This window comes from Ruegeria sp. CI1, from assembly GCF_056536925.1.
This window is the reverse complement of record NZ_JBQFQP010000003.1, coordinates 192,217-218,389: the sequence shown is the minus strand read 5'-3', so window position 1 is coordinate 218,389 and position 26,173 is coordinate 192,217. Positions and strand designations below refer to the sequence as shown.

Here is a 26,173-nt window from a genome sequence, read left to right as displayed (position 1 = left end):
GTCATTCACCGGCCATTCGCGAACGCTCGAAATGCCTGAAGGCGATATCGGTCGTGGCGATGTGCTGAGAAAAATCCTGAACCCGCCTTGGTATTTCCCTATAGAATGCAGCCAGTCCGGGTTCTACCTTTGAGGCCAGTTGCGCGCAGTCAGACGCCAACGCGGCCATGTCCCGAGATTGTTCGGCATTTTGCAGTTTTTCCATCATCTTGGAATGGGCTTCTGCCAGCCTTGCAAAGCCCTGCGACGTCAAAACTTCCTGATCGCCAACAACAACAAAAATCGATTCTGGTTCGGATTTTCCCCTGAGGTGAACAGCACCTGCTTCCAACATGGCAAGCTTGCCTTTAGTCGCTTCGTAAACCGGCTTCGACACAACAATGTCATAGTTGACGTATCGGCAAGCGACCTCGAGACGCGAGGCAACATTTACCACGTCGCCAATGGCCGTGTAGTTGAACCTTTTTCGCGATCCGATATTGCCGACACAAGCGCTGCCAGTGGCGCAGCCAGTTGCCAGCGCCAAAGAGGCCTGCCCGTCCATCTTTTGGGAGGCGTTGAATTCGGCCATTGCCCGCCGCATCGCCAATGCGGCACACACCGCCCGCGCCGGGTGGTCCTCAACCGGCAACGGTGCATTCCAGAACGCCATGATGGCATCACCGATGAACTTGTCGATCGTGCCCTTTTCCGCAAGAATTTGTTCTCCCAGTTTGGAAAACAACGCGTTCAGCAGGGTCACGAGTTCGGACGCGGGTAGTATTTCAGACAACGGGGTGAAACCGCGAATGTCCGAGAACATGACGGTTATGTCCTGCGTTTCACCGCCAAGTTTCAAGGCCTGACCGCTCGCTTCCATTTCGTCCAGAATCTCTGGAGCGACATAGTGGGAAAACGTCTGCCTGATCGCGCGCTTGTCGCGCTCGGTCACGATGTACTGATACCCGGCCAGCAATCCGAAATTCGCCATTCCACCAATTAGTGGAAATGTCACATCAAATAAGATGGAGTTGGAGTGAAAGGCAAACCAGCTCACCCCGACAACCGATGCCGCCGCAATCCCACCCGAGACGAATGATGGGACCGCGCCTGAGCCGGACATGACGCTGGTCACTATCAATCCCAATGCGATGAACGCGATCAATTCCAAGGCGGCCGTAACATCGCTGCGGCGCAGAACCTCTCCGAGAAGGATTTGCTCGATGATCTGGGCATGGATCGATACGCCTGGAACCGACTCTCCCAGAGCGGTTTCGCGGATATCCAGCAGGCCCGCAGCTGATGTACCCACCAATATGATCCGACCTTGGATTTCTTTCTGAAAAGCGGAATCCAGACCCGTCTTCAGGACATCCTTTGCTGAAAGGTAAAGTCCGGGATCATCGCGTCTGTATCGCACCCATATCTCACCGTTTTCCGTTGTCGGCACCTGAAAGCCACCGAAGTCCAGCGAAAGCATGACACCGGGTTCATCCTGGGAACCCTCGACAAAGATATTAGCTACGCCGGTGGCAACACGCAGAACTTCGACATTCAGACTGGGCAAGGCCCCGGTGGGCCCCATCCACAAAAGGGGAACCGTGCGGACCACACCAAGCCCACCGAGCGGCGAGACGTTTACACCGCCAATCCCTAGCGCTGTTTCTCCCAAAGGCGTTGCCAGAGGTGTCCAACTGGATACACGAGGCAACCTTGACGTCGGGCGCTCACCAATCTCGACGATGCCGGTCTTCGGCGCTACTTCGAAACCGTCACTTTGCAGTCTGGCCGCTACACCAAGAACTACCGGCCATTCTGCAATGGTATTTGCAAACCGGATATCGTTGTCTAAGAGGGTTGCCGCAATATCATCCCGCAACAGTTCCTTGAAAGCCGGGTCCCCCGATAATCGCGCGGGGGAATACCTGTCCGGTTCGGCAAACAGCATATCAAACGCAATGGCCGCCGCCCCATATTCTCCAAGCCTTTGGACAAGCTCGGCCAGCTTCGTGCGCGGCCAGGGCCAATGACCGATTTCAGACAATGAGGCCTCGTCGATATCGACGACACGGACCGGCAGTTCAGGATTGAAGTCTCGGGGGGACAACCGCTGCAGATAATCGAAATAAATCATCCGTGCGGCCTGAACCGGATAAGGATCCGATATCCGCAGCAGGCACCCCAAAAGGATCAGCAACAGCCCAATACCCCGAAACGTCCAATTGCGCTGCTTGCTTGCGGTCAGCCGGGCCATGTCACTCAGCTTTCGATCCCGGGCCCATCAACCTCTTCCTCCTTTCTCGCCCGATGACCCGTTTCCACCGCCATTGCTTCCGGCACCGACCTCGCCACGACCGGCAGAGCTTCCGCGCCCGGCGCTTTGTCCCGGCGATCCACCAACCCCAACGCCTTTGCCATTTCCTGAACCGGCGGAAGAAGCACTTCCTTTACCTCCGCCCGGCGCCGACCCTGAATTACCTTGCCCCGCACTTTGACCGGGACCATCGCCGGTTGCTCCTGTATCTGGGCCATTTCCGCCGCGATTGGCGGCACCCTGCCCATTCCCGGCGCCAGTACCATGCTGACCGTCACTCACCGCGTTCCCTTGGCCACGACTGTTGCCCCCGGCTACACCGCTCTGCCCCGGGAAGCCCAGAATGCCTGGTGGCTGAGGCTGAGGCGGCGAAGGCGGTTCGGTCGTCGGAGGGGATGGAGGAGGATCAGAAGGTGGGGTTGCTGTATCGACCACGGGTGGATCTGGCGTAACCGGCGTTTTAGGTACGGGTACAGCGCGAATTGGGATGATGCCCGCCCCAGTTGGCACAACAGCAAAGCTTCCACAACCGCCGACATCTGCCCGAAAGGCAGGATCCAGTTGGCTTTGGGACAGGATGAACGGAAATCCGTTGTTCAACGCACGAACAGCCTGTTGGTTATCGATCGGACGACCGACACCACCCCCCGGCGTTGTGGCAACCATCGAGCATTGCCCTCGCACGAACGAGCATCTGTTGCGTATGCCGCACATTCGGACGGTGCCTTCGAGGATCACCATCGTGCTTTGTTGTTCACCCAGAACCCAAACATCAAAAATTGTTCCGCGGACACCCATGGTCGCGGTCGGCGTCGTGATCGAATAGGCCGACTTCCGGCTGTTTCCGGATATGAAACGGAAACTACCCCCCAGCGCTTTGACCGCAAAATTCCTGGCGGCCTGATCGCCACGCATCATCGAAACATCCAATACCATGCGTGTATTGGGGCCTATTGCAATCTTGGTTTCGTCGCTGAACAGGATCTGAACGACCCCGCTACCATCCGTTGTAATGACGTCGCCGTTTTCGACGACCATTCCGGCACGCATCACACGATCATCCCCGCCAGATGTCACACTGGCCCCCTGGCGGACGTCTATCACTTTGCCGATTGCAGCAAACACCCGACTGGCCGGGAATAAGACAAGCAGAAAGAGGACAAAAGCTCCAGCAAGACGCAAACAGGTCAACCCACACCCCCTCCATGAGGTACACAACACCCACCCAAAGCTTGGGTGAGGCAGACCCTTGCCGGGCCTGGAGGCGCCTGTATTGGCTCTATAATGCCACTAAATTGACACAACTATGCCGCATAGTCGGAGAGTTTTGCAAGAGTTCGCCTACGTATGCGTTTGTCCATTGCGCACCACGACAGTCACATTTGATTGTCGATATTGAAGCTTGACCGGCGGAAAACCGTGCCAATAATCATCCGTGATCTTTCATCAGCCGCTGTTTTTGGCGAGACCAATCGCGTTTCGCCTCGGTTTCACGCTTGTCGTGCAACTTTTTGCCCTTGGCTATTCCGATCTTAATCTTCGCCAGTCCCTTGTGGTTGAAATAGAGCACCAGCGGAACCAAGGTCATTCCCTTGCGTTGGGTAGCGTTCCACAGATCCGACATCTGTTTTCGTGATACCAACAACTTGCGTCGACGGCGTTCTTCGTGCTTGAACGCTTTGGCCTGTTCATAGGGCGGGATATAGGAGTTGACCAACCATAATTCACCGTTTTCCACCGCTGCGTAGCTGTCGGCGATGTTCGATCCACCCGCGCGCAGGGCCTTGACCTCGGACCCATCAAGAACAACGCCGCACTCGATATCGTCCTCGATAGCATAATCGAAGCGCGCGCGCCGGTTCTCGGCGATCACCTTGTAATTCGGGTCTGATTTCGGTTTGGCCATAACGCTGTGATTTAGGGGCCTTGCAACACCCATGCAAGCGGTTTGATCGCAAAAGTTGCGAAGGTACGCCATTTGAAAAATCAACAATGGATTGAAAATTACCCAAGCAGAAAAGCCCGCCTAACGGCGAGCTTTGAACTCGATTTCAATGCTCTTACACCGACATGCAAATATACTTCATTTCAAGATAGTCCTCGATCCCATGGTGGCTGCCTTCGCGACCGAGACCAGACTGTTTGACGCCGCCGAATGGCGCGACCTCTGTTGAGATGATGCCGGTATTGACGCCCACGATTCCGTATTCCAGCGCCTCTGCAACCTTGTAAACCCGGCTAAGATCCTTGGCATAGAAATAGGCGGCCAGCCCGAAAATCGTGTCATTGGCCATCGCTATCACATCATCCACGTCATCAAACTTGAAGAGGGGGGCAAGTGGGCCGAAAGTTTCTTCCTGTGCGACTTTCATGTTCTGTGTCACACCTGTCACAATCGTTGGCTGAAAGAATGTACCCCCCAAATCGTGGGGCAGCCCACCAGTCAGAACCGCGCCGCCATGCGAGGTAACATCCTTGATATGCTCGCGCACCTTTTCAACGGCATCAGCATTGATCAATGGCCCGGTCGTTGTGCCTTCGGCCAAACCATCGCCAACCTTGAGGGCCTCAACTGCCGCCTTCAGCCTGGCTGCGAATGCGTCATATACACCGGCTTGGACATAGATCCTGTTGGCACAAACACAAGTCTGGCCGTTATTGCGGAACTTGCACATCATTGCGCCTTCGACGGCTGCATCCAGATCGGCGTCGTCAAACACGATGAATGGCGCGTTCCCACCCAACTCCATAGAGCATTTCATCACCTGATCGGCTGCCTGACGCAGCAGTATACGGCCAACTTCGGTCGAACCGGTAAAGGTCAGCTTGCGAATGCCCGGGTTTTCGCAGAATTCCTTGCCGATCTCGCTGGCGCGTGAGGACGGAACCACGCTAAACACGCCTGCTGGAATACCAGCCTGCTCTGCCAGCACAGCAAGAACCAACGCAGACAACGGCGTTTCTGCGGCAGGGCGCGCGACGAACGCGCAGCCAGCGGCCAGCGCCGGACCCGCTTTGCGGGTAATCATCGCGTTGGGGAAGTTCCACGGAGTGATCGACGCTGCAACACCAATCGGCTGTTTCAGCACCATGATCCGCTTGTCCCGCTGATGCCCCGGTATGGTCTCACCATAGATGCGTTTGGCCTCTTCGCCAAAGAATTCGATGAAGGACGCGCCATATCCGATCTCGCCAATCGCTTCGGCCAGCGGCTTTCCCTGCTCGGCGGTCAGGATTTTACCCAGGTCCTCGGCATTTTCCATCATCAGGTCATACCAGCGACGCAGGATCGCAGCGCGTTCCTTGCCAGTGTATTTCGCCCACTCTTTCTGTGCCGCCTCTGCTTGCGCAATCGCTCCCGCAACCTGTGCCCGGCTGACATCCGCCACCTCGGCCACCACATCGCCGCGTGCAGGATTGGTCACGGCAAACGTCCCGTTTTCGCCATCAACCCATTGACCTCCGATAAAGGCTTTGGTTGCCAGCAGCTCCGGTTTTTTCAGGAGCGATTTGAGGTCGGTCGTCGTATCCAGCATGGGTCAGCCTCCGGCTAGAGAATGGTTTCGCCCACTCAATCAAGTGGTCTGGCACTTGTCTATGTCCACTCGGCCCTATGAATCAATCCAGATTTGATCAAATTTTTCATCTGACCAAAACATAACGAAAACTCCCGCTTGATCGACTCTCTGCGATAGTACAGATTGCGCGCGGGCCCTGGCGATGGCGTCGCCTCATGCCGCAATGCATGCGCCCACTTCCCCGTCCTGAACGCCGGGACCTTCTGTCAAGGAGGGTCTTATGACCGCACGTCCGGAATTCTACCGTTATCACAACGGCCAACAAACCCAATTGCAGTTCGAGGACACCGAATACGAGGCCAGACTGAAAGGCTTGCGCGCGCGCATGGCCGATCTAGGTGTCGGTGCCGCCGTTTTCACGTCGATGCACAACATCGCTTATTATTCGGGCTTTCTGTATTGCGCTTTTGGCCGCCCCTATGGCTTGGTCGTCACCGAAACAGAGTCGGTCACAATAAGCGCAGGCATCGATGCTGGCCAGCCATGGCGGCGATGCTATGGCGACAACATCACCTATACCGACTGGCAGCGCGACAATTATTGGCGTGCCATTCTATCGGTTGCCGGCGAAGGCCAGGTGGTCGGTTATGAAAGCGACCACCTGAGCCTGATGCAGCGCGACAAGCTGGAAAACTTTCTCAAGCCCTCGGCCATGGTCGATATGTTCGAAACCACCATGCGCCAACGGATGATGAAATCGCCCGCAGAAATCGCGCTGATCCGCCACGGTGCACAGGTCGCGGACGTGGGTGGTTATGCCATCCGCGATGCTGTCAAGGCTGGTGTGCGAGAGATTGACGTTGCGATGGCGGGCCGTGATGCAATGGAATTGGAAATCGCAAAACGGTTTCCGGATGCCGAGTACCGCGACACTTGGGTCTGGTTCCAGTCCGGCATCAATACCGACGGCGCACACAACCCGGTGACAGGCCGCGTTCTGCAGCGCGGTGATATCCTCTCTTTGAACACCTTTCCCATGATCTCGGGTTACTACACTGCTCTTGAACGGACGATGTTCGTTGAGGAAGTCGACGAAGCCAGCCTGAAAATCTGGCAAGCAAATGTCGCCGCTCATGAATACGGCATGAGCCTGTTGCAGCCCGGTGCAAGCTGCGCCGAGATCACCCACAAGATCAACGACTTTTTCGCCGAACGCGACCTGCTGCAGTATCGCACTTTTGGCTATGGCCACTCGTTCGGCGTGCTGTCGCACTATTACGGCCGCGAGGCTGGGCTGGAACTGCGCGAAGACATCGACACGGTTCTGGAACCGGGCATGGTTATTTCGATGGAACCAATGTTGACGATTGCGGATGGTCAACCCGGCGCTGGGGGCTATCGCGAGCACGACATTCTGGTCATCAACGAAGACGGCAACGAAAACATCACCGGCTATCCCTATGGCCCGGAGTTCAACGTCGTTGGCTAAGCGGGTTTGGCCCTGATGGGCCAAGCCTCCGGCGGGAGTATTGGAAAAAGATGAAGGGGCTGCCCAAGATCGGGCGGCCCTTTTTTGTTTGATAACGGGGCGCGACGTCGCAGGGGCGCCCTGTTCCGCCATATCTCTTTTCTTTTCGGAGAAGGTTTGTCAGAGTTCGCGTGCAAATTGAAAAGGCAGGGATGTAAATTAACTTAACATACCCTATCTCTAGCTTGAATAAGAAAAAACGAGAGGGCAAAATGTCGAACCAGCAATTTGAAGCGTTGATTGAAGATACGCAGAAGAAGGTCCGCGAAAGCCAATCGCAGATCGAGGGGCTGACCTCGCGCATCGAAGCGGCACGGGCCAAGATCGGCACCGCCGAGGCCGATATCGACATCGAAAACGCCACGCTTGAGGATGTTCACGCCCACACCGAAGTGATGAACGCCAACATCGCCGAGCTGATCATGGGTCTGGACGATGTTACCAACGCGTTTTCCAAGGATTTCGACGACATGCGCTCGAAAACCGGGTGGGAGTCGTTTGTTGGCATCTTTTCCAAGGGAAAATCCGAGTCGCTCCGGCAAGAGCGGATGCGAACGGCCAATATCGACGACAAATTGCAAGACCTGATCGCCAAATCCGATGTGATCGTCAAGCTGCTGCAGGGGCAGCTGACCGTGCTGGAAGAGCAACGTGTAAAGGTCGAGGATAACCTGACAGGCACGCTGGACGATCGCGAGGCAACCGTGGCCGAACTGGAAGCACTGCGGACCGAGATCCAGGGCATGGACCCGGCGATTATCACGCTGGAAAACAAGATCAGTGTCGAACAGGACGCCGCCGCGCGCACCCAGCTGGAAACTCAGCTGGCCGAGCTGAACAAGCAATACAACGCCAAGGTTCAGGAAGAACAGGTCAAGCTGGCTAAATCGCAGACACTGGAGCGTTATATCGAAAAGGGCAAAACCTGGGTCGACTCGCTGCAGAACCAGGCGGCAACGCAGATGGTGCTGATCAACAAGCTGCAAACAGACACGCAACAGCGCGTGGTGCTGTATGACGCCCTGACCAAATCGCTGAAAACCGCGCAGCAGCAGGACGTGGCCCACCGCATCAACGAGATCGGCGTGCAGACCGACCAAGAGGCGCAAACCGCCATGGCCGCCATCGGCACCGCGACCAACCAGAAGATGGCCGACATGCTCGAGGCGCATGAGGACCACATGGTCTTTGCCCGCGACGTGCTGGAGAAAAAGGCCAAGGCGGATGAGCGGTTCGCTCGGCGCTTTGCCTCGATTGTCGAGAAGCATGATAAGAATTTGTATGGAGGATGATTTTGGAACTGCTGGAATTACTTACATTTCTAGTGGCTCCTGAGAACTGGTTTTGGTGGGTCGTTCTAGGCGGTTTTTGGCTTGTATTCTCAGTTATGTACGCGGTTCTGGGAGGGCCATTTGGATGGCTGGCTGTTTGTCTTGTAGTCGCAGGCCTGTCTCATTCTGCCTATCGTTTGTGGAACGAAACCGTTGACTGACCCCACCCAAGACCATGTCGGCCTGACCGACACTTTCGCCTCGCGCCGGTATTTCCGGAAATTTGAGGTGATCACCGTCCACCTCCTGCGCGTGGCCGCGACGATGGAGGCTGAGGGCGCGATCTCGAAGCAAGAGGTGCGGATCGTGTCGCGCTACCTCTCGGGGCTGCTCTACACTTTCCGCGCGCTTTCCATGAAATATCTGCTGGTCGGGCGCGATACGGGGCGGTTCTTTGGCAGCCTCGCCATGGACAAACGTGACAGTGGGTTTCCGGTGGCGGCTGAGTTGCTGACCATGGCCAATGACGCGCAGCAGGCGCAGGTGCATCTGGCCAATATGCCCTCGGAAGACGACCTGAAAACCGACATGGTTCGCACCATCATCGGTGACCGGGACATCCCGACCAAGTTGCAATTCGCGCTGTCGCAAAGGCTCTATTACGAGGAATTATTGAAGGGAGAGCTGTTCTGGGCCCGCAACGATCCCGAATGCCACTGGATCGGGAACGAGGGCGAGCGGCGCAAGTTCATGATCCATTGGGCGGTCTATGACAGCCAGATCAATCTGCCGGTCATCTACCTGATGCAGTTGGAGGACAGCGGCAAAACCGCCCTGCCCAAGGACCAGCGCCGCTGGCCCGAGGTGCAGGCACATCTGATGGCGCAATCCTTGGGCGGGTTGAAACTCGTGACGATCGCCAAGGGCTTCGATCAGGATTTCGACGATCTGCACCCCAAACACCTGCGCCGCATCCATGTGGGCCCGATGTATTCCTCGGCCTATACCGAACAATCCGGCCCTTTGCGGCAGGTGCTGGAGGATGCGCAAGCACCCGAGGGTCAGGATTGGGCACTGGCATGGACCACCGAAGAGTTGGAAAGCGAAGAGGTCATCGAAGAACGCGCCGGGTGGTTTTCCACCGTCGAGCGCGAGGTTTTTGCGCTGGATCCGTTTGGTGGGCAAGGGGCCGAGACCGGGGCCACACGCACCCAACGCTCGATCATTCTACCCCAGCGCCCGTTTCAGGTGCTGGCCGAACGCAACCCGCCGGGGTTTGCCGATGTGCGTAAGTTCGTCGTCAGCAAGACCGGGCAGGTGTTGAGGTACTAAATGAATAAATTTCTCTTAGCCCTTCTATGTCTACCGCTGTCAGGATGCAGCGGGTATCTGGTAGAGGATTTTGAGACCTTCCGCTCACGGATCGCCGAAGATTATCCCGTTGGCAGTTCGGAAGACATGCTAGCGCGGGACCTACGTAGACACGGTTTCAGAAAAAGCGGACCTGCTTTCATTCCCACGGCAAATGATCCGGATCCGCTGCCTGTCTGTTTTAATAGAAACATGAGTTACGGATTTTGGGCGGGAGGCCGGCGCTGGGTTTGTGCCCGGCTAGACGAAAACCAAACTATTACCGAGATTAAAACCTATGAATTAGTTGCTGGATTGTAAGGGCTTTTGAAATGAGTTTGACGTTAGATCACATGGAATTGCGCGAAGACGACATTCGCAAGCACTATCCGGCGGCGACCGCCTTGCTAAACGGGTTCGAGCATGCGCCGCGAATTGCCAAGGCGGTAGAAGCCACCGTTGAACGCTCGCCGGGTGTTTCGACTGGTCGGCGGTTTCGCTCGACGACACCGGGGTTGGTGACACGCCGGACCGTGCGCGCAGACGGGGTGCATCTGGTTGAGCGGATCGAGGCGTCGGATGATGGTGACGCCTTGGTTTCGCCGCCGCAGGCAACTGCACAACAAGCGATCCGCCGCGCCATCGCAATCGCTCTGGCCGTGGCCGACAACTATGCGGAACAGACCCCATTGGCCGACCTGAAACGCGCCAATCTGGCCGGGGATCTGCCAGCTGCGCGCAAGACCGAGTTCTCGGAATTGCTGACGGCTGAGGCGCTGATCACGTCGCACACCTTCGGCAATGCGCTGGCCTATCTGATGTCCTCGCACCTAGGCGAAACCACCGTCGATATCGGCGAGATCGAAGAGGTCCTGACCGACAATGGCCAACTTGCCCTGCACGGCGCGCTGTGGGAGCTGGACCAGACGCTGGCCAAACATGCCCCCGACGACGCGCATCTGATCGCCGCCACCAGCGCCTATGCCGAGCAACTGATGGAGAAGTCAGCCCTGCGCGCCCAATCCGCAGGTCATCTGGCCCCGTTCCAAAACGCGGCCTGGCATATCGAGGCGGATGACCTGACCATCCGGGGTTTTGAGCCGGCCTCAAAGGCCAAATCCACCACCCTGACCATGACGTTCAAGAAACCGAACGAGGTGGTGGGCAACCATATCGCCAAGTATCAGGCGATGAAGCTGGCCAAGATGCTGATGGCCTATGACTTCGACCGCCGCCTGAACCCGTTTGCGGAACTTGGCGGGTTCATCTTTACCTTCATGGGTGACGGCAAACCGGGCACCGGCAAGACCACCCTGATCCAGATGATGGCCGGGCTGATCAACGAGTATTGCCAGAACGCGGGCTATCCGTTCCGCTATCAGAACCTGAGCACCGACAATATCGACAGCTATCAGGGCAAATCCGGCCAGAACGCCAAGGCGTTTATCAACACGATCATCGACCCCTCGGTCATCGGCTTTGGCACCATCGACGATATCGACCAGCTGGCGGGTAAGCGCGGTGACCGGCAGTCATCAGCCGGGCAACTGGAAATCACCGCCGTGTTGATGGAGAGCTTTGCGGGCGCCAACACCGTCGTGCGCGGCAACTGCACTTTTGGCATGTTCTCGAACTACCCCGAGAATGTGGACGACGCCCTGCGACAGCGGGCGGGCGCGCGTTTCCTGGTCGATGGGCCGCAGACGCGCGAGGATTACATCGACATCCTGCACCTGTTGATGGGCCGCAACCACGACATTCCGCTGGGCGAACACGAGGCCTATGCCGCGCAGGAAATCAAAAAGGCCGTCGCCGCCAGTTTCGAAAGCCATTCCCGCCCGCATGAGGACGCTTTGCTGCAGGTCTATGATCGGGTCTCCGGCGAGATCGGCCAGATGGACACAATCGCCAAGCTGGGAACCTACCTCAAGGCGATCCAGCAAGCGGATGAGCGGTTCACCGGCCGCGCGATCAAGAACATCACCGACGCGGTCAAGGTCCGCGCGATGGATTTCGAACTGCCCGACGAATGGATGGAAAAGCCCGACCTGTTCCTCTTCAAGTCCTACGACGAGAAGAAAGCCATGATCGCGGACCTGCGCCAGCCGATCACGGTCGAGATGGTGATCCAGGAAATCAACCGCTACGCCGATTCAGAATTCCGCTACGCCGACAAGTCCGACGAGGTGGCGATTGAAAATACGGTGCGAGAGATGAGCCGGATGGAAGAGGCGAAGAGAAGGTATTTGGAGGGGAAGGGGTGATGACGGAATTATGTCAGTCTACAATTGGAGCTTTGGTTTCTGCTGGTATCGAATTTGCTGCAGGCGTACGTGCACCCGGTGGCCAAAAAACCGTTTCCTTGGAAGTAGACGATCTTGCGGAATTTGTCGCAGACAAGGGACTGTGGTTTGCCCGAAAGCACGGTGCGACCAAAGAAGATTACTTGCGTTGGGTGGAAACCGATGGAACCCCGCAGTGCGGTTTTGTTCTAAACAACGGGCAGCGTTGCCGGAACTCGGTCAGTGGGGGCAGCCAAAGAGAATTTCTTGATTGGCTTAACGAAGATGCTGGCTTCTGTACAATTCATGGAGGTGAATGCAGCGATGAAGCGAAAGCTAAACGGTGGAAACGTTGAAGATTCGTTACCCTTTCGCGGCGAAGCCGCGACGCGCCCGACCCGCCCCCCAGGGCGGGCGCGTTCCGCACCCACCCTCGGGCCGGGCGCATCGCTACCGTTGTGCGGAAAGGCCTATGTCATGATCCGCCTCATCAAAAAAGGCCTGATGTTCGGCAACCTTGTCCACATCTCCAGCCCGGCTCTGGTTCAGAGGTATAACCGCGCGCTGCAGCATCTGGCGGGCAAGGCTACGGCGCTGACGGATTTCCACGTCGATATCTCGGGCTATTCGCCCGAGGTGGGGATTGAGCTGGAGGATGAGCTCTACCTCAACCCCAACGGGGTCAACCGGCAGTTCATCCTTCTGACGACCGAGCAGAAACGCGCGCCTCTGCTGAACGTCAAATTCTCGACCTCGCGCGATATCCTGCGCGAGTTCATCGAGATGAATGAAGCGCAGCTGTTTGCCCTGACCGCTACCGATTCCGTGGCCGGAGAGTTGGTGAACTCGGTCTTCAAGCTCACGACGCCCAATGATCTGCTGAACCTGCGCAAGATCGAGATTGAGGCTGATACCGCAGGCGGCACCCTACGCAAAGCCCAGCAGCTAGCGGGCATGGTCGAACGCTTCAAGACCGAAGAGGACGCCTGGTTCGACGACGTACTGATCGCCAGGATGATCGAAACCGCCAAAGAAACCGGCGACGTCACGCGCAACCCCGTCCATCTGCGCCACACGGCCTTTGAGCAGCGCAATTTCTGGACGGCCCATTTCGGCGGGCTCTATTTGTTTCCCGATCTAGACCACCCGGCGGCGATATGTGCAGGCACGAAACCGGATGACCTGCCGATCCGCTACGTCTTTGATCTGACCGAGCGGAACCGGATCGCCAAGTTTCTGGACCTCAACGACTTGGTCGAACCTATCGTCAAGGCGCGTGGCGTCGACGCGGCAGCGATCCTGCGGCAAAAGATGGATTTCATCACCATCGACACCGCTGCTGGCGCGGGCATCGACCTGACCGGGCTGGATCGCACCGACATGCGCCGTCTGGCACGCAATCATGCGGACCGGTTGCCGGAAGCTTATCACGGGTTGGCGCAATTGCTGCGCTGGGCCGAGGATGGAGGGTCGTGGCCGCGCATTACCTCGGACCACCCGGCCTATTTCTACACGCTGCGCGCGGCGGACACGCGCGACCGTGATCTGGTCAACATGCTGCTGACCGAGCTGGCGCCGCTTGACCCGCGCCAGATGTTCATCTGCCACAAGGAACTGTTTTATCGAACCTATGCGACCTGGCCGGATGCCAAGCGCGCCTATGTGGCAGATTTCCTTGCGCGGGAATATCAGGTGGACAAGGCGGGCGCGCGCGCCGCACTCTTCGGGCACGAACCCGATATGAGCGGCGAGGACCAGGTGAGCGAAGACATCATTCACCGCGCCGGCCCCTGGGGCGCGATCAGGAGAGGTTGAGATGCTGGGTGCGCTGCGGCTGATATTCATTTTGCTTGTGCTGCAGACGATTGCCTATGTCGTCCTGTCGATCTATTCCCGCAATGTCCGGCGCGACAAGCTGGAAACGTGGTGGGATGAACAGCGCAAGACGGGCAACAAAGAAGCGTTTGTGGAACGCGGGCTCAAGGTCTATGACAATTCCTTCCGTCGCAAACTGATCCTTGGTGTCTATATCATACCGTGGGTGGCAATCGCGGTATTGATCTATATCGTGAATTACATGTGAGGACCCTCAAATGGTCTATGTCAAATGGGCAATCATCCTGATCTTCTGGGTTACACTGGGTGCTTTCCTGCAATACTCCCTGCCCCAACATGACGTGGTGCGCATCGTCAACACCTATGAGGAACGGCAGGACCTGACCGACTGGACCCGCATCTTCTGGTCGGAACCCGAGGATCAATCGACCAGCCTGTCAAACCGCGACGTGCAGTTCATTCAGGCAGTACGGGCCAACGGCAAGCCCATCGTCTATCGCAACGAAGATACCGGCTGGGGCTGGCCGCCGTATTTCAAATTTGACACCGCCAATCTGTATACCGAGGCAAATGACGCCATTTCGACCAAGGACAATCCCGAATGGGTGGCCGTCACGCATTATGGTTGGCGAAACGAATTCCTGTCGATCTTCCCGAATGCAATCATCATCAAGCCGGTCGACGGACCAGATGCCCGCATCATCCCGTGGTTCAACATCTTCTTCCTGACTCTGTTTTTCGCACTTGTTTGGGCCATCTGGGTGCGCTGGCGCCGGTTCCGCAAAGCACGGATCGATCCGATGATCGACAGCGTCGAGGACAGTCTTTACGCGGCTGGCGACGCTATTGATGAACGGCGCGGTCGGTTGCGCCGTTGGTTGGACAGCTGGAAGTCCAAGTAAGCCGGCAGAACCGCCCTCAATCGGAAAACAGATAATCTACCGACAATATTTCTAGCGCCAGTTCTTGCGGAATCCGCAGAACCTCGGCCAGTTTTTTTGCGTTCTCTTCTTTCGGGTGTGTTTCACTAATCCTGCTGTAGTTTTGAAACCCGGCATCGCGAATACAATCGGCCTCATGAGCGATGTCGTTTCGGATCGTGGGCAAAAGTCGGTCCAGATGTGCTGGCGGTGTATGCTCTCCGGCCAATCCGACGCGATGGGCATGGCCCACGAGATATTCGTCGGTGTATTCACACTCGATTTCCAGGAGGCGGGTCACCGAGCGGTCAGAGCAAAAATCCTCGATAAGATCCAGATTCGCAGGGTCCAGGCAGATCACGAGACAGTTGGATTCGAAGTAATCGAACAACATCCGCAGCAACGCGCGACAATGGCGGCTGCGCTTGTACAAAGCCGATTCAATACCACCAAGATCCGGCAGGAGAGTGTCTTCCTCGTTGAACAGATACTCGACCACCGGAAAGTTGGTGTGACTAGATATCTGGTCTAGCAGGCGTTTGGCGACATGCCACTTCTTGCAGATCAGGATTATCAGTTCCCGATCCCGCCCCAGAGTGCTTTCCGTCTCCCAGAATCGCTGACCGAACCGCCGCCCAATCCGTCCCCGGCTGGTCAGGTAGCTGTATAGATTGCCCCCTTCGTTCGATATCTGAAACGTCACACCCGTCGCCGCATAAAGCTGCCCCAACCTTTTCTTGAGCTCCAAAGCTTCGGCGCTGATCTTGCGGGCGAATAGGAAGTCCTGGCACAGCAACAGATCGTAGTGATCATTGTAGAATGTAACCGGCATGCCATAATCCGAAAACATCAGAAATGTGAGCGTTCTGCTTTCGATTTCGGTTCGGGGAATGAGATGGCGCACGAGCGTCTGGAAGAAAGTCTCGTCGGGTATCCATGTGGTTCTGAAGAACCGCATCACGTCGCGCCTTACGCGGGTGACTTCCAAGATTTTCTCGATGGTCTGACGGCGCAGGCACCACCACTGGCTGCCGATCATGATCTGAATATCCGAGGGTATGTCCCGCGACAGCCCAAGTGATTTCTGCAGTTCATACGACCTGTAAAACCACCACGCCTGCGACCGTTCGTTGAAGAAATGGCGATATATCAGCCGTTCTTCCTTCATTCCGGTTTTGATCCAGTCGCTTTCAAAAAAATCAAAGCTTTCAATGAAATCCTTGTCGTTAGCATCCAGAAAACCATGCGCGTATTCAGCCGTCTTTATCGCCATGCAGTCCCCAGACAGCATATAGAAATGGCTGGCATGCGGAAATGCCTCGACGGCGGCCTCGACAGCGTAAAGCGAAGCTTGCACCAAGGACCATTCGCCCCAACCGCATTTGATGCGTTTACGGGCAAACGTCACGTTCGGATTGGGTGACAGGGCAGACCGAATACGTTCGAATTCCGCGCTTCCCGCCCTGGCATCGAAATGAATCGCGATATAGTCGCCCGCCGCCGTCAGTTGCTCTGACTGGGCAATGATCGCCTCGGGGTCCTTGTGGCACAAAAGGATATACGCAATTCTAGCCATTTCTTTGGACGATGTGCCTTATTGCTGCTCTTGGAACACCCTGATAATGCGAACGAGCGATTGAATAAACTCGGTATTTTTGCTTTTTTGAACATAACGCCTGCCGATTGAATTGAAACGAAGCAGGTATTGGAGGCACGGCAGATGGGATTTCCCGGCACTTGGATGACGGAAAGTGAAAGCATGGTGTATCGCGTGGTGCCGAAATGCGCCTGCTCGACCATCGGCCAGATCATGTATTATTCGGATCACGGCAGGTTTTTCGACGGCGACATCCATGATGCTCAGGACGGCTTGCATAAATGGGCCTTCGACCATAGCCAGGAGCCGATCAGCCGCAATGTGAAATCTCACAGTTCTTTTGCTTTCACCTGCGTACGCAACCCATATACGCGGATTCTCAGCTCGTTCTTCGACAAGATTTGCGGAATCCAGCGCAATGGGAAAAGGTACCGTGGCAACCTGGTTCCGTCACTAATATACAACTACGGTATCGAAGTTGGCGGTGACGACGGCAAACAGGACTTCGACCAGATCAAGAGCTTTCGTCGCTTCCTGCTGTTCGCACGCGACACGATCCGCTGGCGACGCCCGATGGATCCAGACATTCACTGGTCGGCCATGTCGGGACACATCTCCACCTTCATTCTAAATGGCGGAAAATACGACCGGATTTTCTGGACCGAGAATTTCAATGACGGCATGCAGGGTGTCTTGGACAGTATCGATGTCCGGCATCCGGTCGATCTGGCAGAAATTCCACGCTTCAACGAATCCGAAGGGCACGGCCCAAAACGCGCCCATCCGGTCGAGGACTATTTTGACGATCTGTCGATGCATCTTGTCTATGAAATCTACAAGCGCGATTTCGAGCTGTTCAAATACGACTTCGCGAACCCCGCCAACAAGTTGCCAATAGGCGAGATCGACCTGGACGAGGTGCACGCCAAGCTGGGGGATTGAAGCGTCGATCAAAACGCCTCCCGTGCGGAATGCCAATGATGACACTCCACCAGTTCACAAAACCGGTTGGCACAGGTCATCGATTTTCGAAATCACATTCGTGAAACAGGACGATCCGCCAATTGGGCGGATCGATTGTTTTTACTTGGCGTTCAAAGCTGACGAACGGCCCCTTTTGCCGCGCTGGTGGCCAGTTTGGCATAGGCCTTCAGCGCGGTTGACACCTTGCGCTTGCGCGGCTCTGCGGGACGCCAGCCTGCAGCATCTTGCTGTTTTCGGCGTTGGGCAAGTTCTTCATCCGTGACGGCCAGATGGATCGAGCGGTTTGGGATGTCGATTTCGATCTTGTCACCCTGACGTACCAGGCCGATGGTCCCGCCTTCGGCTGCCTCGGGCGAGACATGGCCAATCGACAGGCCCGATGTGCCCCCCGAGAATCGCCCATCGGTCAAGAGAGCGCAGGCTTTGCCGAGGCCCTTCGACTTCAGGTAGGAGGTCGGGTAGAGCATTTCCTGCATGCCCGGACCGCCGCGCGGGCCTTCGTAGCGGATCACGACCACGTCACCTTCTTTGACCTTGCCGGTCAGAATATCGTTCACTGCGGCGTCCTGACTTTCGCAGACATGGGCCTTGCCGGTGAACTTGAGGATGCTTTCATCCACACCAGCGGTTTTCACGATACAGCCGTCCTGAGCGATGTTTCCGAACAAAACCGCAAGACCGCCATCCTGACTGAAGGCGTGTTCCTTGGAACGGATCACGCCCTTTTCCCGGTCTGTGTCCAACTCTTTGAACCGGTTGGCCTGCGAGAAGGCTTGCGTTGTGCGGACACCTCCGGGCGCGGCCTTGAACAACTGCTCGGCCTCAGGATTGTTGGCCACCTTGATGTCCCATTTTGCAATCGCCTCACCCATGGTCGAGGAATGCACGGTGGGAACGCTATTGTGCAAAAGGCCTGCACGGCTGAGTTCCCCCAAAATCGAAAAGATCCCGCCCGCACGGTGCACGTCTTCCATATGAACATTGTGAATATTCGGCGCGACCTTGCACAAACAGGGAACCTGTCGGCTGAGCCGGTCCATGTCGGTCATGGTGAAGTCCACCTCACCTTCATTGGCGATTGCCAGCAGGTGCAGCACGGTATTGGTGGAGCCGCCCATGGCGATGTCCAGACTCATCGCGTTCTCGAACGCCTCGAAGGTTGCAATTTCGCGCGGCAGCAGGCCCTTTTCCTCGTCCTGGTAGTGGCGCTTGGTAATGTCGACGATCTTGCGTCCTGCCTCCAGAAACAGCCCCTTGCGATCGGCATGCGTGGCCAGCGTCGAACCGTTGCCCGGCAGCGCCAGACCCAGCGCTTCGGCCAGACAGTTCATCGAGTTGGCGGTGAACATACCCGAGCACGACCCGCAGGTCGGGCAAGCGTTTTCCTCGATATGTCGGACCTGCTCGTCAGTGTACTTGTCATCTGCGGCGGCAACCATCGCATCAACAAGATCGATTTTTTTGGCATCCAGATCGGCAATATCGATCTTGCCCGCTTCCATTGGCCCGCCAGAGACAAAAATTGCGGGAATATTGAGGCGCATGGCAGCCATCAACATTCCGGGAGTGATCTTGTCGCAGTTGGAGATGCAGACCATTGCATCAGCGCAATGGGCGTTGACCATGTATTCGACCGAATCCGCGATAATCTCGCGCGACGGTAAAGAATAGAGCATGCCGTCATGACCCATGGCGATGCCATCATCCACCGCGATGGTGTTGAACTCCTTGGCGACACCGCCTGCGGCCTCGACCTCGCGCGCAACCATCTGACCAAGATCCTTCAGATGCACGTGCCCCGGCACGAACTGCGTGAACGAGTTGACGATGGCGATGATCGGCTTGCCAAAATCATCGTCCTTCATGCCCGTCGCACGCCATAAACCGCGCGCGCCAGCCATGTTGCGTCCGTGAGTCGAGGTTCTGGATCGGTACATTGGCATGATGCTCTTTCCCTTTTGCCCGCCCCTGCGATAGGGTGCTTGTACGTTATAGCGCACGCTACCCGATGTACGTTATAACGTACAAGCGATATTGCGGGGCACGGGCATGGAATCGAACGAAATCACCCTAAAACTTCGGGAAGTAAGGTCGGCAGCGGGATTGAGTCTCTCGAAAGTGGCCGAACTGACTGGCGTCAGCAAAGCCATGCTGGGCCAGATTGAGAGAGGCGAATCAAGTCCGACCATTGCCACGCTTTGGAAGATCGCCAAAGGCTTCCAACTGCCGCTAAGCGCATTGATTGGACACGATGTCCTGCGTGACCCGACCGATGCCGGTGTGTTCCGTACGGTGACCTTTCCGGGTGAAATCAGGGTTAAGATCGTATTTCCTTTCGACCCTGTCTTGTGTGCGGAAACGTTTCACGTGGCTTTGTACGCCGATCAATACCACGAATCCCCTGCGCATGCCGCAGGCGTGACAGAAGAGGTTTTCGTCCTGAATGGAACTCTGGATGTGCTGCGCGACGGCGAATGGGTTCCACTGAACGCAGGTCAGGGGCTTCGCTTTGCCGCCGATCTGCCCCACGGCTACCGAGCGGGACACGCGGGAGCAACCTTTCTCAACATGCACCATTACGCGCAACCGACACCTGCGTAATCTCTAGGCTGACTTGTTTTGCACAAAATATGAAGTTCAGGAGACCTCCTTGGCCGAATTTCTTGATACCTTATCCTTGGCGGACGCCATCGGATCATTCGGAGCATTGATCGTTGTGATCGCCTACTTCGCGACCCAGATGCGTTGGTTGAACTCGGACGATCTGAGATTTCCGGTGGTGAATCTCGTAGGATCAGCTCTGATCGTTTTCTCGCTGATGACCAATTTCAACCTGGCCTCGATGCTGATTGAATGCTTTTGGATCTTGATCAGCATTGTCGGAATCGGTCAGCATTTTCGGACACGCCACCTGCGATAGCCTGAAATCCACGCGAGAGTTTGCAATAATACTTCAGGCTCAAGGGCTCATGCGATATGGCTGGAAAAAATCCAGCGCCGGAACCCTATCCATGACAAAACTGTTTGCCCTCGCCCTTACCGCCCTAACTGCCACATCTGCTCCGGCTCAGGAATTGGTCGACAAAGGTTTTGCCGAAGGATGGAATATTATGATGGACCCGGCTTTGGGCAATGGCTGCTTGATCCAGACCGTCTATCAAGACCTTTCCGTGGTTCGGCTGGGATATGATGCATTGGACAATCGCGGGTATTTCACCGTTTACAACAAGGCTTGGGGAGATGTCGAACCGGGCAAAATCTATCCAATCCGGTTTGATCTGGATGGCGAAAACTTTGATGCGACCGCCATAGGTTTCCGTCAGGATCGAATTCCGGGGGCCACAGTGTTCTTCAAGGACCGGAATTTCGTGACTGCGATTGCCCTACGCAAGGTGATGACAGTGTATAATCCTGCAGGGCAAAAGGTCATGGCAATAGATCTGAAAGGAACCGCTAAGGCGCTGGAATATGCTCGCGAATGCCAAAAAGACCAGGGATGACAGCGCTAGCGAATCGGCTGGAACACCGCATTCTTGGCCTGACAGTCCTGTATCGTGTCTCGCGCGCAGGGAACAGGTTCCAGCGATTTTGACAGGCACACCCGAACTTCTTCGATGAACCCATCGCGGCAGGTGACGGTGAGCATGTCGGGATCAAGAGCGGGGTTGGCCTCCAGAAAAGCGTCCTCAACAACTGCGGCCGGCAACTTGATGGTCTTGTCCAGTTTACGAAATACCTCAGGCCGAACCACCATTTCGTAGGCCCGACGCGACAGGCCAAAATAATCGGCCGCGCTCAATCCCGAACATGTGCCGTGCTTTTTCCACTGGTGCCACGCCAAACCAGCACTTCCCTGAATATCCTCCATTTCCCGGGTCATCCGCCGGGTCGGCGGCGCTTGGATCGTACGGCAGTAGTCAGGCCAACCCCTGTGATACTGCGGCCAAAGCCCATGCATTATCCATCCGTAGTCGTGGCGCGCATCGCACTGCTCCGCTCCGCGTGCGTCTCCTTCGCGGGCGCACCAATTGGGCGACCAACTGAGAGACAGAACATAGTAGTCAAATTCGCCCGCCTCCTCACCAATCGCCAATGCTGGAAAAACCAAAAAAACCCACAAAAATACCCAGCGCATTCACCTCTTCCCTTCTTCGTCACGTCGGACTATATACGGCCCGAGTTCCCCGACAACGGAAACCTGCCCCGCTTCGCGAGGCCGCCGAATTCCGGCGACGGGAAAGATGTATTCAAAGGAGTGAGGCTCATGGCAAAACCTCTGATGGCCAAGGCGACCGCCGTGTGGCTGGTGGATAACACCACGATCAGCTTCAAGCAGATCGCCGATTTCGTGGGTATGCACGAATTGGAGATTCAAGGCATCGCCGATGGAGACGTGGCAGTCGGCGTCAAGGGTTTTGATCCGATTGCCAACAACCAGTTGTCTCAGGAAGAGATCGACAAGGCCCAGAACAACCCGCTGCATAAGCTGAAGCTCAAGTTCAACCCGGCGGCATCTGGCGAAGAAAAGCGCCGTGGCCCGCGTTACACGCCGCTCAGCAAACGGCAGGACCGCCCGAACTCTATCCTGTGGCTGGTCAAGTTCCACCCCGAGCTAAGCGACGGCCAGATCGCCAAGCTGGTGGGCACCACCAAGCCGACGATCCAGTCGATCCGCGAACGCACACATTGGAACATTGGGAACATGCAGCCAATCGACCCGGTTGCTTTGGGTCTGTGCAAGCAGTCCGAACTGGATGCCGTGGTGCAGAAGGCCGCCGCCAAGAAAGCCGCAGAAGGCGGCGTGATGAGTGACGACGAGCGTCGCAAGCTGGTGTCGACCGAACAGTCGCTTGAAATGGACGCGTCACCAAAGATCCCTACCGCGATCGAAGGATTGGAGACATTCTCTTTGTCGGACGACAGCGACAGCAAGGAAGATGACGAACCGATGATCGACGCCGACAGCTTCTTCAACCTGCCCAAAGGCGGAGCAGACGAGGAAGAAGACGACAGCGACGATCCACGTTTCTGACAGGTAACAAGCCTCGGAGATTGCTCCGGGGCTTTCTTAACCCGGATTTCTCATGCTGGAACTGCTTTCCAAACTGATCGGATCGCATCGCGCGGTGTCGGTATACGTATTTCTTCAAACCAAGGGACTTGCCGTTCTTGGAGTTGCCGGACTGGCCACAATTCTGACTGGACTGCTGCTGTTCGGCGGCGACGAAGCCCACGAACACGAAGCGTATATAACGGTGCCGGTACTTTCGGCGACTGCCGTCAACGGCGATATGAGCCAAGGAGTGATCACCTCGGTTCGTCTGCCTGACGGTTCAGCAACATCGATTACTTCGACAGAGGGAGAAATTGCCCAGACGGTCGGAACAACGGCTTGTATCGAAAAGCGGATCTATGTGGACAGCGGCAATCCCCGGTATCGCCTGAAATTACCGAAATATTGCAGCGAAAGCTGACCAGAGTTTGGCATTTCATCTGAAGCGAGCCTCCCAGTCTCCAGACCAGGAGGGTCTTTTTCAGATAATCAATTGGAACGTGACCCCGGCGACGATCGCGCCACTTATACCAAGCCCAAGATACATCACAAAGACTCTGGGTTTGACGAGCGACCAGACCGCCGCCATTGCCGGAATGGAGCTGACCGCACCCGCGACCATAAAGGCCATCGCGGCGCCCGCGCTCATCCCCTGCTCCACAAGTCCAGCCAACAAGGGCGGCGCGACGTACGAATTCAAATAGGCCGGCATGCCAACCAGAGCTGCCACGACAATCGGCCCCACCCCTTCGCCCCCGACGACACCGGCGATCAAATCGGCGGGAACATAGATGACCAACAAGGCTTCCAGCACATAGGCCAATGCCAGCCATTTCAGCAGGAAGAAACCGTTGTGAACGAATTCGGCGCGAAACCGGGTTCTGCGTTCCGGGTCCTGCCAGAACTGCCACATCGGCATATCTGCTTTTTTGAGCCCGCATCCACAGCATCCTGCAGGTTTGTACACGCGCAACGGGGCCGCGAACACACCACGGGCCATCAATGCCCTGACGACAAAACCACCGAACAGGCCCAATCCCACCGCTGCCACGGCCTTGCCGATGGCAAAAGGCCATCCCAGGGCACTTGCCGTGATCAGCAGGGTCGGCGGGTCGATCAAAGGTGAACTGAGCCAAAAGGCCATGACTGCCGACAATGGCGCACCCAAAGCCAGAAGCCCCGCGATGAATGGAATAACCTCGCAGGAACAGAACGGTGCCAACCCCCCGATCAGGGCGGCCAATATGATCATTCGAGACTCTCGCCCTTCAAAGGCGCGCGCGATCAGGACTTCGGCACCGGTTGCCTTGAGGTATGCCAGAAGCAGCACCGCGAACAAAATGTACTGGCCAGTATGGGCCAGGGCCTTCGCCGCAAATGTCACAACCAGTCCCCAGTTTCCCGGATCGAGGACCGCGACACAAGCCAGGATCATTGCAATCGCCGACCACGGTGTTTTTAGGTAGGTAAAAAGCACTTTTGCAGGTCGAACCGGCGTTTGTGTCAAATCAGCCATCGTTTGCCGCCTTTGATTGGGTGTCCGCACAGCATTCGCTCAGGATGAAGTCCGCAAGCTTCCTCAACTCTTCGAACCGAGCCCTGTTGATGGTGCTTCGACCTTGTTTTTCCTGCTCGACCACACCGCCAGCAGCAAGGAACTTGAGATGATGAGCAAGCGTTGATGGCGGAATCCCGGTACGGTTCTGGATTTCGCCGACGGACAAACCTGGCACACCTGCCCGAACCAACGTCTTCAGAACTTTCAGTCGCGCTTCCGACCCCATGGCCGAAAACCCTGCAGCAGCTGTTTCCCACATTTTCAGGCTCCAGTTATAACTATATTTCTAGTTATATAGTTTTAAAACTCAAATCAACCCACCAAAAACCGAAAATTCTGCCTCCACTCGGTAAGTCCAGATTGCACCCAAATTAGGTCCACTCTAAGGTAACCTCATGGGGATATCGGTCGACACATTCTTTCTGAAATCTGACGGACAAGGCACGCTACAAGCCCAGATTCAACAGATGATTGCCGAGGGCATTCTGTCCGGACGTTTTCACGTGGGCGAAAAACTGCCCTCATCAAGAAAGCTTGCCAGCCATCTGGGTGTCAGTCGCATCACGGTGACATTGGCATATACCGAGCTTTTGGCGAACGATTATCTCGTATCAAAAGGGCGGTCAGGCTATTACGTTTCGGAAAATGCACCTGTCCCGCCGACCTATTCACCGATGCAACGCGGTGAGGAGACGGTAAATTGGGGTCATTCGATCGCACGCCGGTTTTCCGGCGGTGATGTTTTGCCCAAGCCGCGGGACTGGCGCAACTTTCGCTATCCCTTCATCTATGGTCAGGCAGATCCTACGCTCTTTGATCACGCCAACTGGCGGTTATGTGCAGTCCGTGCACTGGGGCACAAGGATTTTGCATCGCTCACGGCAGATTATGTCGACGAAGACGATCCCTTACTCATTGAATTCATCGCCCGCCACACACTGCCCCGACGTGGGATTACAGCCAGGCCCGAAGAGATCCTGATCACACTCGGGGCGCAGAACGCCCTTTGGATCGCGTCCCGCGTTCTGCTGGACGCGGATCGAAAAGCCGCAATAGAAGACCCATGCTACTACGCTTTGCGCGAGCTTTTGGCGAAATCGAGCTGCCGCATGGCCACACTGAGGGTCGACATGGATGGTTTGCCGCCAGACGCCATTCCCGATGATACCGACGTCATCTTCACTACCCCCAGCCACCAATGCCCGACAACGGCGACAATGCCGATCGCGCGGCGGCGGGAACTGCTGCAACGCGCGCAGGAAATCGACGCCATGATTGTCGAGGACGATTATGAATTCGAACTCGCTTTTCTGGGGGCCCCCTCCCCTGCCCTCAAGTCGCTCGACAAGGATGGGCGCGTGATCTACGTCGGAAGCTTCTCCAAATCGCTCTTCCCCGGTCTGCGGCTGGGATACATGGTCGGCTCAGAACCCTTCATCCGTGAAGCCCGCGCGTTGCGCTCGCTTGTCTTGCGGCACCCACCGGGCCACATACAGCGCACTGCAGCCTATTTTCTGTCTCTGGGTCACTACGACGCTCAAATCCGCCGCATGTCCAACGCGCTGCTGGAGCGACGCAAGACAATCGAGGCGGCAATCGCTCAACAAGGCCTGACCATCGCCGGACGAGGCGCCTATGGTGGCTCGTCACTCTGGATGAAAGCGCCCGAGCACGTCAACACGACGGCCTTGGCAAACACCCTGCGCAGCCAAAGCGTTCACATCGAACCGGGAGAGCCATTCTTTTCCGGACCAGCACGTCCCAGAAACTACTATCGCCTAGGCTATTCCTCGATTTCAAATGAACGGATCGCACCAGGAATCGAATGCATTGCTGCCGCAATACCTAGGGAATGACGCAACTCTGGACTTAGCCTGCCACCTCGACTGGCCCTAACGACTTCCCCCTCGTTACGCCAAAACCAATTGCAATCGCCTGAGACAACCGTTTCAGGGACTCACTCATCCTGTTTGGGAGCGCTTA

24 protein-coding genes and 1 pseudogene are annotated in these 26,173 nt (G+C 56.4%); 15 read left to right on the top strand and 10 right to left on the bottom strand.

Features of this window, described 5'->3' with window-relative positions; genetic code table 11:
- Nucleotide 1 precedes the first annotated feature (1 nt).
- The 5 genes and pseudogenes from ACR0LZ_RS04825 to ACR0LZ_RS04805 all read right to left on the bottom strand — a co-directional run bounded on the left by ACR0LZ_RS04825 (nt 2) and on the right by ACR0LZ_RS04805 (nt 5,829).
- Complete coding sequence (locus tag ACR0LZ_RS04825) at nt 2-2,233, bottom strand: CHASE2 domain-containing protein (RefSeq protein ID WP_480748638.1); 2,232 nt, start codon at nt 2,231-2,233, stop codon at nt 2-4.
- A gap of 5 nt (nt 2,234-2,238) precedes the next feature.
- Nucleotides 2,239-2,571 (bottom strand): hypothetical protein, encoded by a 333-nt coding sequence (locus ACR0LZ_RS04820; protein WP_480748789.1) that lies wholly within the window; start codon nt 2,569-2,571, stop codon nt 2,239-2,241.
- 496 nt (nt 2,572-3,067) lie between these two features.
- A pseudogene (locus ACR0LZ_RS04815) lies at nt 3,068-3,331 on the bottom strand (FecR domain-containing protein); the annotation flags it as partial.
- 391 nt (nt 3,332-3,722) lie between these two features.
- Entirely contained in the window at nt 3,723-4,199 is a 477-nt protein-coding gene (gene smpB / locus ACR0LZ_RS04810; protein ID WP_480748637.1) for an SsrA-binding protein SmpB, read from the bottom strand.
- A gap of 154 nt (nt 4,200-4,353) precedes the next feature.
- Nucleotides 4,354-5,829, bottom strand: a complete 1,476-nt coding sequence (locus ACR0LZ_RS04805; RefSeq protein WP_480748636.1) for an NAD-dependent succinate-semialdehyde dehydrogenase — start codon at nt 5,827-5,829, stop codon at nt 4,354-4,356.
- Between the two features lie 262 nt (nt 5,830-6,091).
- On the opposite strand from ACR0LZ_RS04805, the gene ACR0LZ_RS04800 reads away from it, so the two are divergent.
- From ACR0LZ_RS04800 to ACR0LZ_RS04765, 8 genes are all read left to right on the top strand, one after another.
- Nucleotides 6,092-7,300 (top strand): M24 family metallopeptidase, encoded by a 1,209-nt coding sequence (locus ACR0LZ_RS04800; protein ID WP_480748634.1) that lies wholly within the window; start codon nt 6,092-6,094, stop codon nt 7,298-7,300.
- Nucleotides 7,301-7,551: 251 nt separating this feature from the next.
- Entirely contained in the window at nt 7,552-8,631 is a 1,080-nt protein-coding gene (locus ACR0LZ_RS04795) for a hypothetical protein (protein WP_480748633.1), read from the top strand.
- A 192-nt stretch (nt 8,632-8,823) separates the two neighbouring features.
- Entirely contained in the window at nt 8,824-9,942 is a 1,119-nt protein-coding gene (locus ACR0LZ_RS04790) for a hypothetical protein (RefSeq protein WP_480748632.1), read from the top strand.
- Between the two features lie 350 nt (nt 9,943-10,292).
- Nucleotides 10,293-12,224, top strand: coding sequence for an AAA family ATPase (locus tag ACR0LZ_RS04785; protein ID WP_480748631.1), 1,932 nt, complete (start codon nt 10,293-10,295; stop codon nt 12,222-12,224).
- On the top strand, nt 12,224-12,598 hold the full coding sequence (locus ACR0LZ_RS04780) for a hypothetical protein (RefSeq protein WP_480748630.1): 375 nt from the start codon (nt 12,224-12,226) through the stop codon (nt 12,596-12,598). Before ACR0LZ_RS04785 ends, ACR0LZ_RS04780 begins: the two co-directional genes overlap by 1 nt.
- A gap of 121 nt (nt 12,599-12,719) precedes the next feature.
- A complete protein-coding gene (locus tag ACR0LZ_RS04775) occupies nt 12,720-14,057 on the top strand; it encodes a DUF6638 family protein (RefSeq protein WP_480748629.1) in 1,338 nt (445 codons plus the stop codon).
- Between the two features lies 1 nt (nt 14,058).
- Nucleotides 14,059-14,325, top strand: a complete 267-nt coding sequence (locus ACR0LZ_RS04770) for a hypothetical protein (protein ID WP_480748628.1) — start codon at nt 14,059-14,061, stop codon at nt 14,323-14,325.
- Nucleotides 14,326-14,335: 10 nt separating this feature from the next.
- The gene (locus tag ACR0LZ_RS04765) at nt 14,336-14,980 is read left to right on the top strand and encodes a DUF1523 family protein (RefSeq protein ID WP_480748627.1); all 645 of its coding nucleotides are present in this window, start codon (nt 14,336-14,338) and stop codon (nt 14,978-14,980) included.
- Nucleotides 14,981-14,996: 16 nt separating this feature from the next.
- Here ACR0LZ_RS04765 and ACR0LZ_RS04760 read toward each other — a convergent pair whose 3' ends face one another.
- A complete protein-coding gene (locus ACR0LZ_RS04760; RefSeq protein ID WP_480748626.1) occupies nt 14,997-16,574 on the bottom strand; it encodes a DUF5928 domain-containing protein in 1,578 nt (525 codons plus the stop codon).
- 144 nt (nt 16,575-16,718) lie between these two features.
- On the opposite strand from ACR0LZ_RS04760, the gene ACR0LZ_RS04755 reads away from it, so the two are divergent.
- Entirely contained in the window at nt 16,719-17,537 is an 819-nt protein-coding gene (locus ACR0LZ_RS04755) for a sulfotransferase family protein (protein WP_480748625.1), read from the top strand.
- A 152-nt stretch (nt 17,538-17,689) separates the two neighbouring features.
- Here the strand turns inward: ACR0LZ_RS04755 and ilvD are convergent, their stop codons facing one another.
- The gene (gene ilvD / locus ACR0LZ_RS04750) at nt 17,690-19,522 is read right to left on the bottom strand and encodes a dihydroxy-acid dehydratase (RefSeq protein WP_480748624.1); all 1,833 of its coding nucleotides are present in this window, start codon (nt 19,520-19,522) and stop codon (nt 17,690-17,692) included.
- Between the two features lie 106 nt (nt 19,523-19,628).
- Between ilvD and ACR0LZ_RS04745 the strand changes: the two genes are divergently transcribed.
- The 3 genes from ACR0LZ_RS04745 (at nt 19,629) to ACR0LZ_RS04735 (ending at nt 21,079) form a co-directional block, all read left to right on the top strand.
- The gene (locus ACR0LZ_RS04745) at nt 19,629-20,180 is read left to right on the top strand and encodes a helix-turn-helix domain-containing protein (protein WP_480748623.1); all 552 of its coding nucleotides are present in this window, start codon (nt 19,629-19,631) and stop codon (nt 20,178-20,180) included.
- 49 nt (nt 20,181-20,229) lie between these two features.
- Complete coding sequence (locus ACR0LZ_RS04740) at nt 20,230-20,499, top strand: CBU_0592 family membrane protein (RefSeq protein ID WP_480748622.1); 270 nt, start codon at nt 20,230-20,232, stop codon at nt 20,497-20,499.
- A 91-nt stretch (nt 20,500-20,590) separates the two neighbouring features.
- The gene (locus ACR0LZ_RS04735; protein WP_480748621.1) at nt 20,591-21,079 is read left to right on the top strand and encodes a hypothetical protein; all 489 of its coding nucleotides are present in this window, start codon (nt 20,591-20,593) and stop codon (nt 21,077-21,079) included.
- A 5-nt stretch (nt 21,080-21,084) separates the two neighbouring features.
- Here the strand turns inward: ACR0LZ_RS04735 and ACR0LZ_RS04730 are convergent, their stop codons facing one another.
- Nucleotides 21,085-21,714: a ribonuclease T2 family protein gene (locus ACR0LZ_RS04730; protein ID WP_480748620.1), complete on the bottom strand. Its 630-nt coding sequence runs from the start codon at nt 21,712-21,714 to the stop codon at nt 21,085-21,087.
- A 129-nt stretch (nt 21,715-21,843) separates the two neighbouring features.
- Between ACR0LZ_RS04730 and ACR0LZ_RS04725 the strand changes: the two genes are divergently transcribed.
- Nucleotides 21,844-22,611, top strand: coding sequence for a DUF1013 domain-containing protein (locus ACR0LZ_RS04725; RefSeq protein ID WP_480748619.1), 768 nt, complete (start codon nt 21,844-21,846; stop codon nt 22,609-22,611).
- Nucleotides 22,612-22,663: 52 nt separating this feature from the next.
- Entirely contained in the window at nt 22,664-23,053 is a 390-nt protein-coding gene (locus ACR0LZ_RS04720) for a hypothetical protein (RefSeq protein WP_480748618.1), read from the top strand.
- 60 nt (nt 23,054-23,113) lie between these two features.
- Here ACR0LZ_RS04720 and ACR0LZ_RS04715 read toward each other — a convergent pair whose 3' ends face one another.
- Nucleotides 23,114-24,148, bottom strand: coding sequence for a permease (locus ACR0LZ_RS04715; RefSeq protein WP_480748617.1), 1,035 nt, complete (start codon nt 24,146-24,148; stop codon nt 23,114-23,116).
- Complete coding sequence (locus tag ACR0LZ_RS04710) at nt 24,141-24,449, bottom strand: ArsR/SmtB family transcription factor (protein WP_480748616.1); 309 nt, start codon at nt 24,447-24,449, stop codon at nt 24,141-24,143. Before ACR0LZ_RS04710 ends, ACR0LZ_RS04715 begins: the two co-directional genes overlap by 8 nt.
- A 136-nt stretch (nt 24,450-24,585) precedes the next feature.
- Here ACR0LZ_RS04710 and pdxR point away from each other — a divergent pair, with 136 nt between their 5' ends.
- Nucleotides 24,586-26,046, top strand: coding sequence for a MocR-like pyridoxine biosynthesis transcription factor PdxR (gene pdxR / locus ACR0LZ_RS04705; protein ID WP_480748615.1), 1,461 nt, complete (start codon nt 24,586-24,588; stop codon nt 26,044-26,046).
- Nucleotides 26,047-26,173 lie beyond the last annotated feature (127 nt).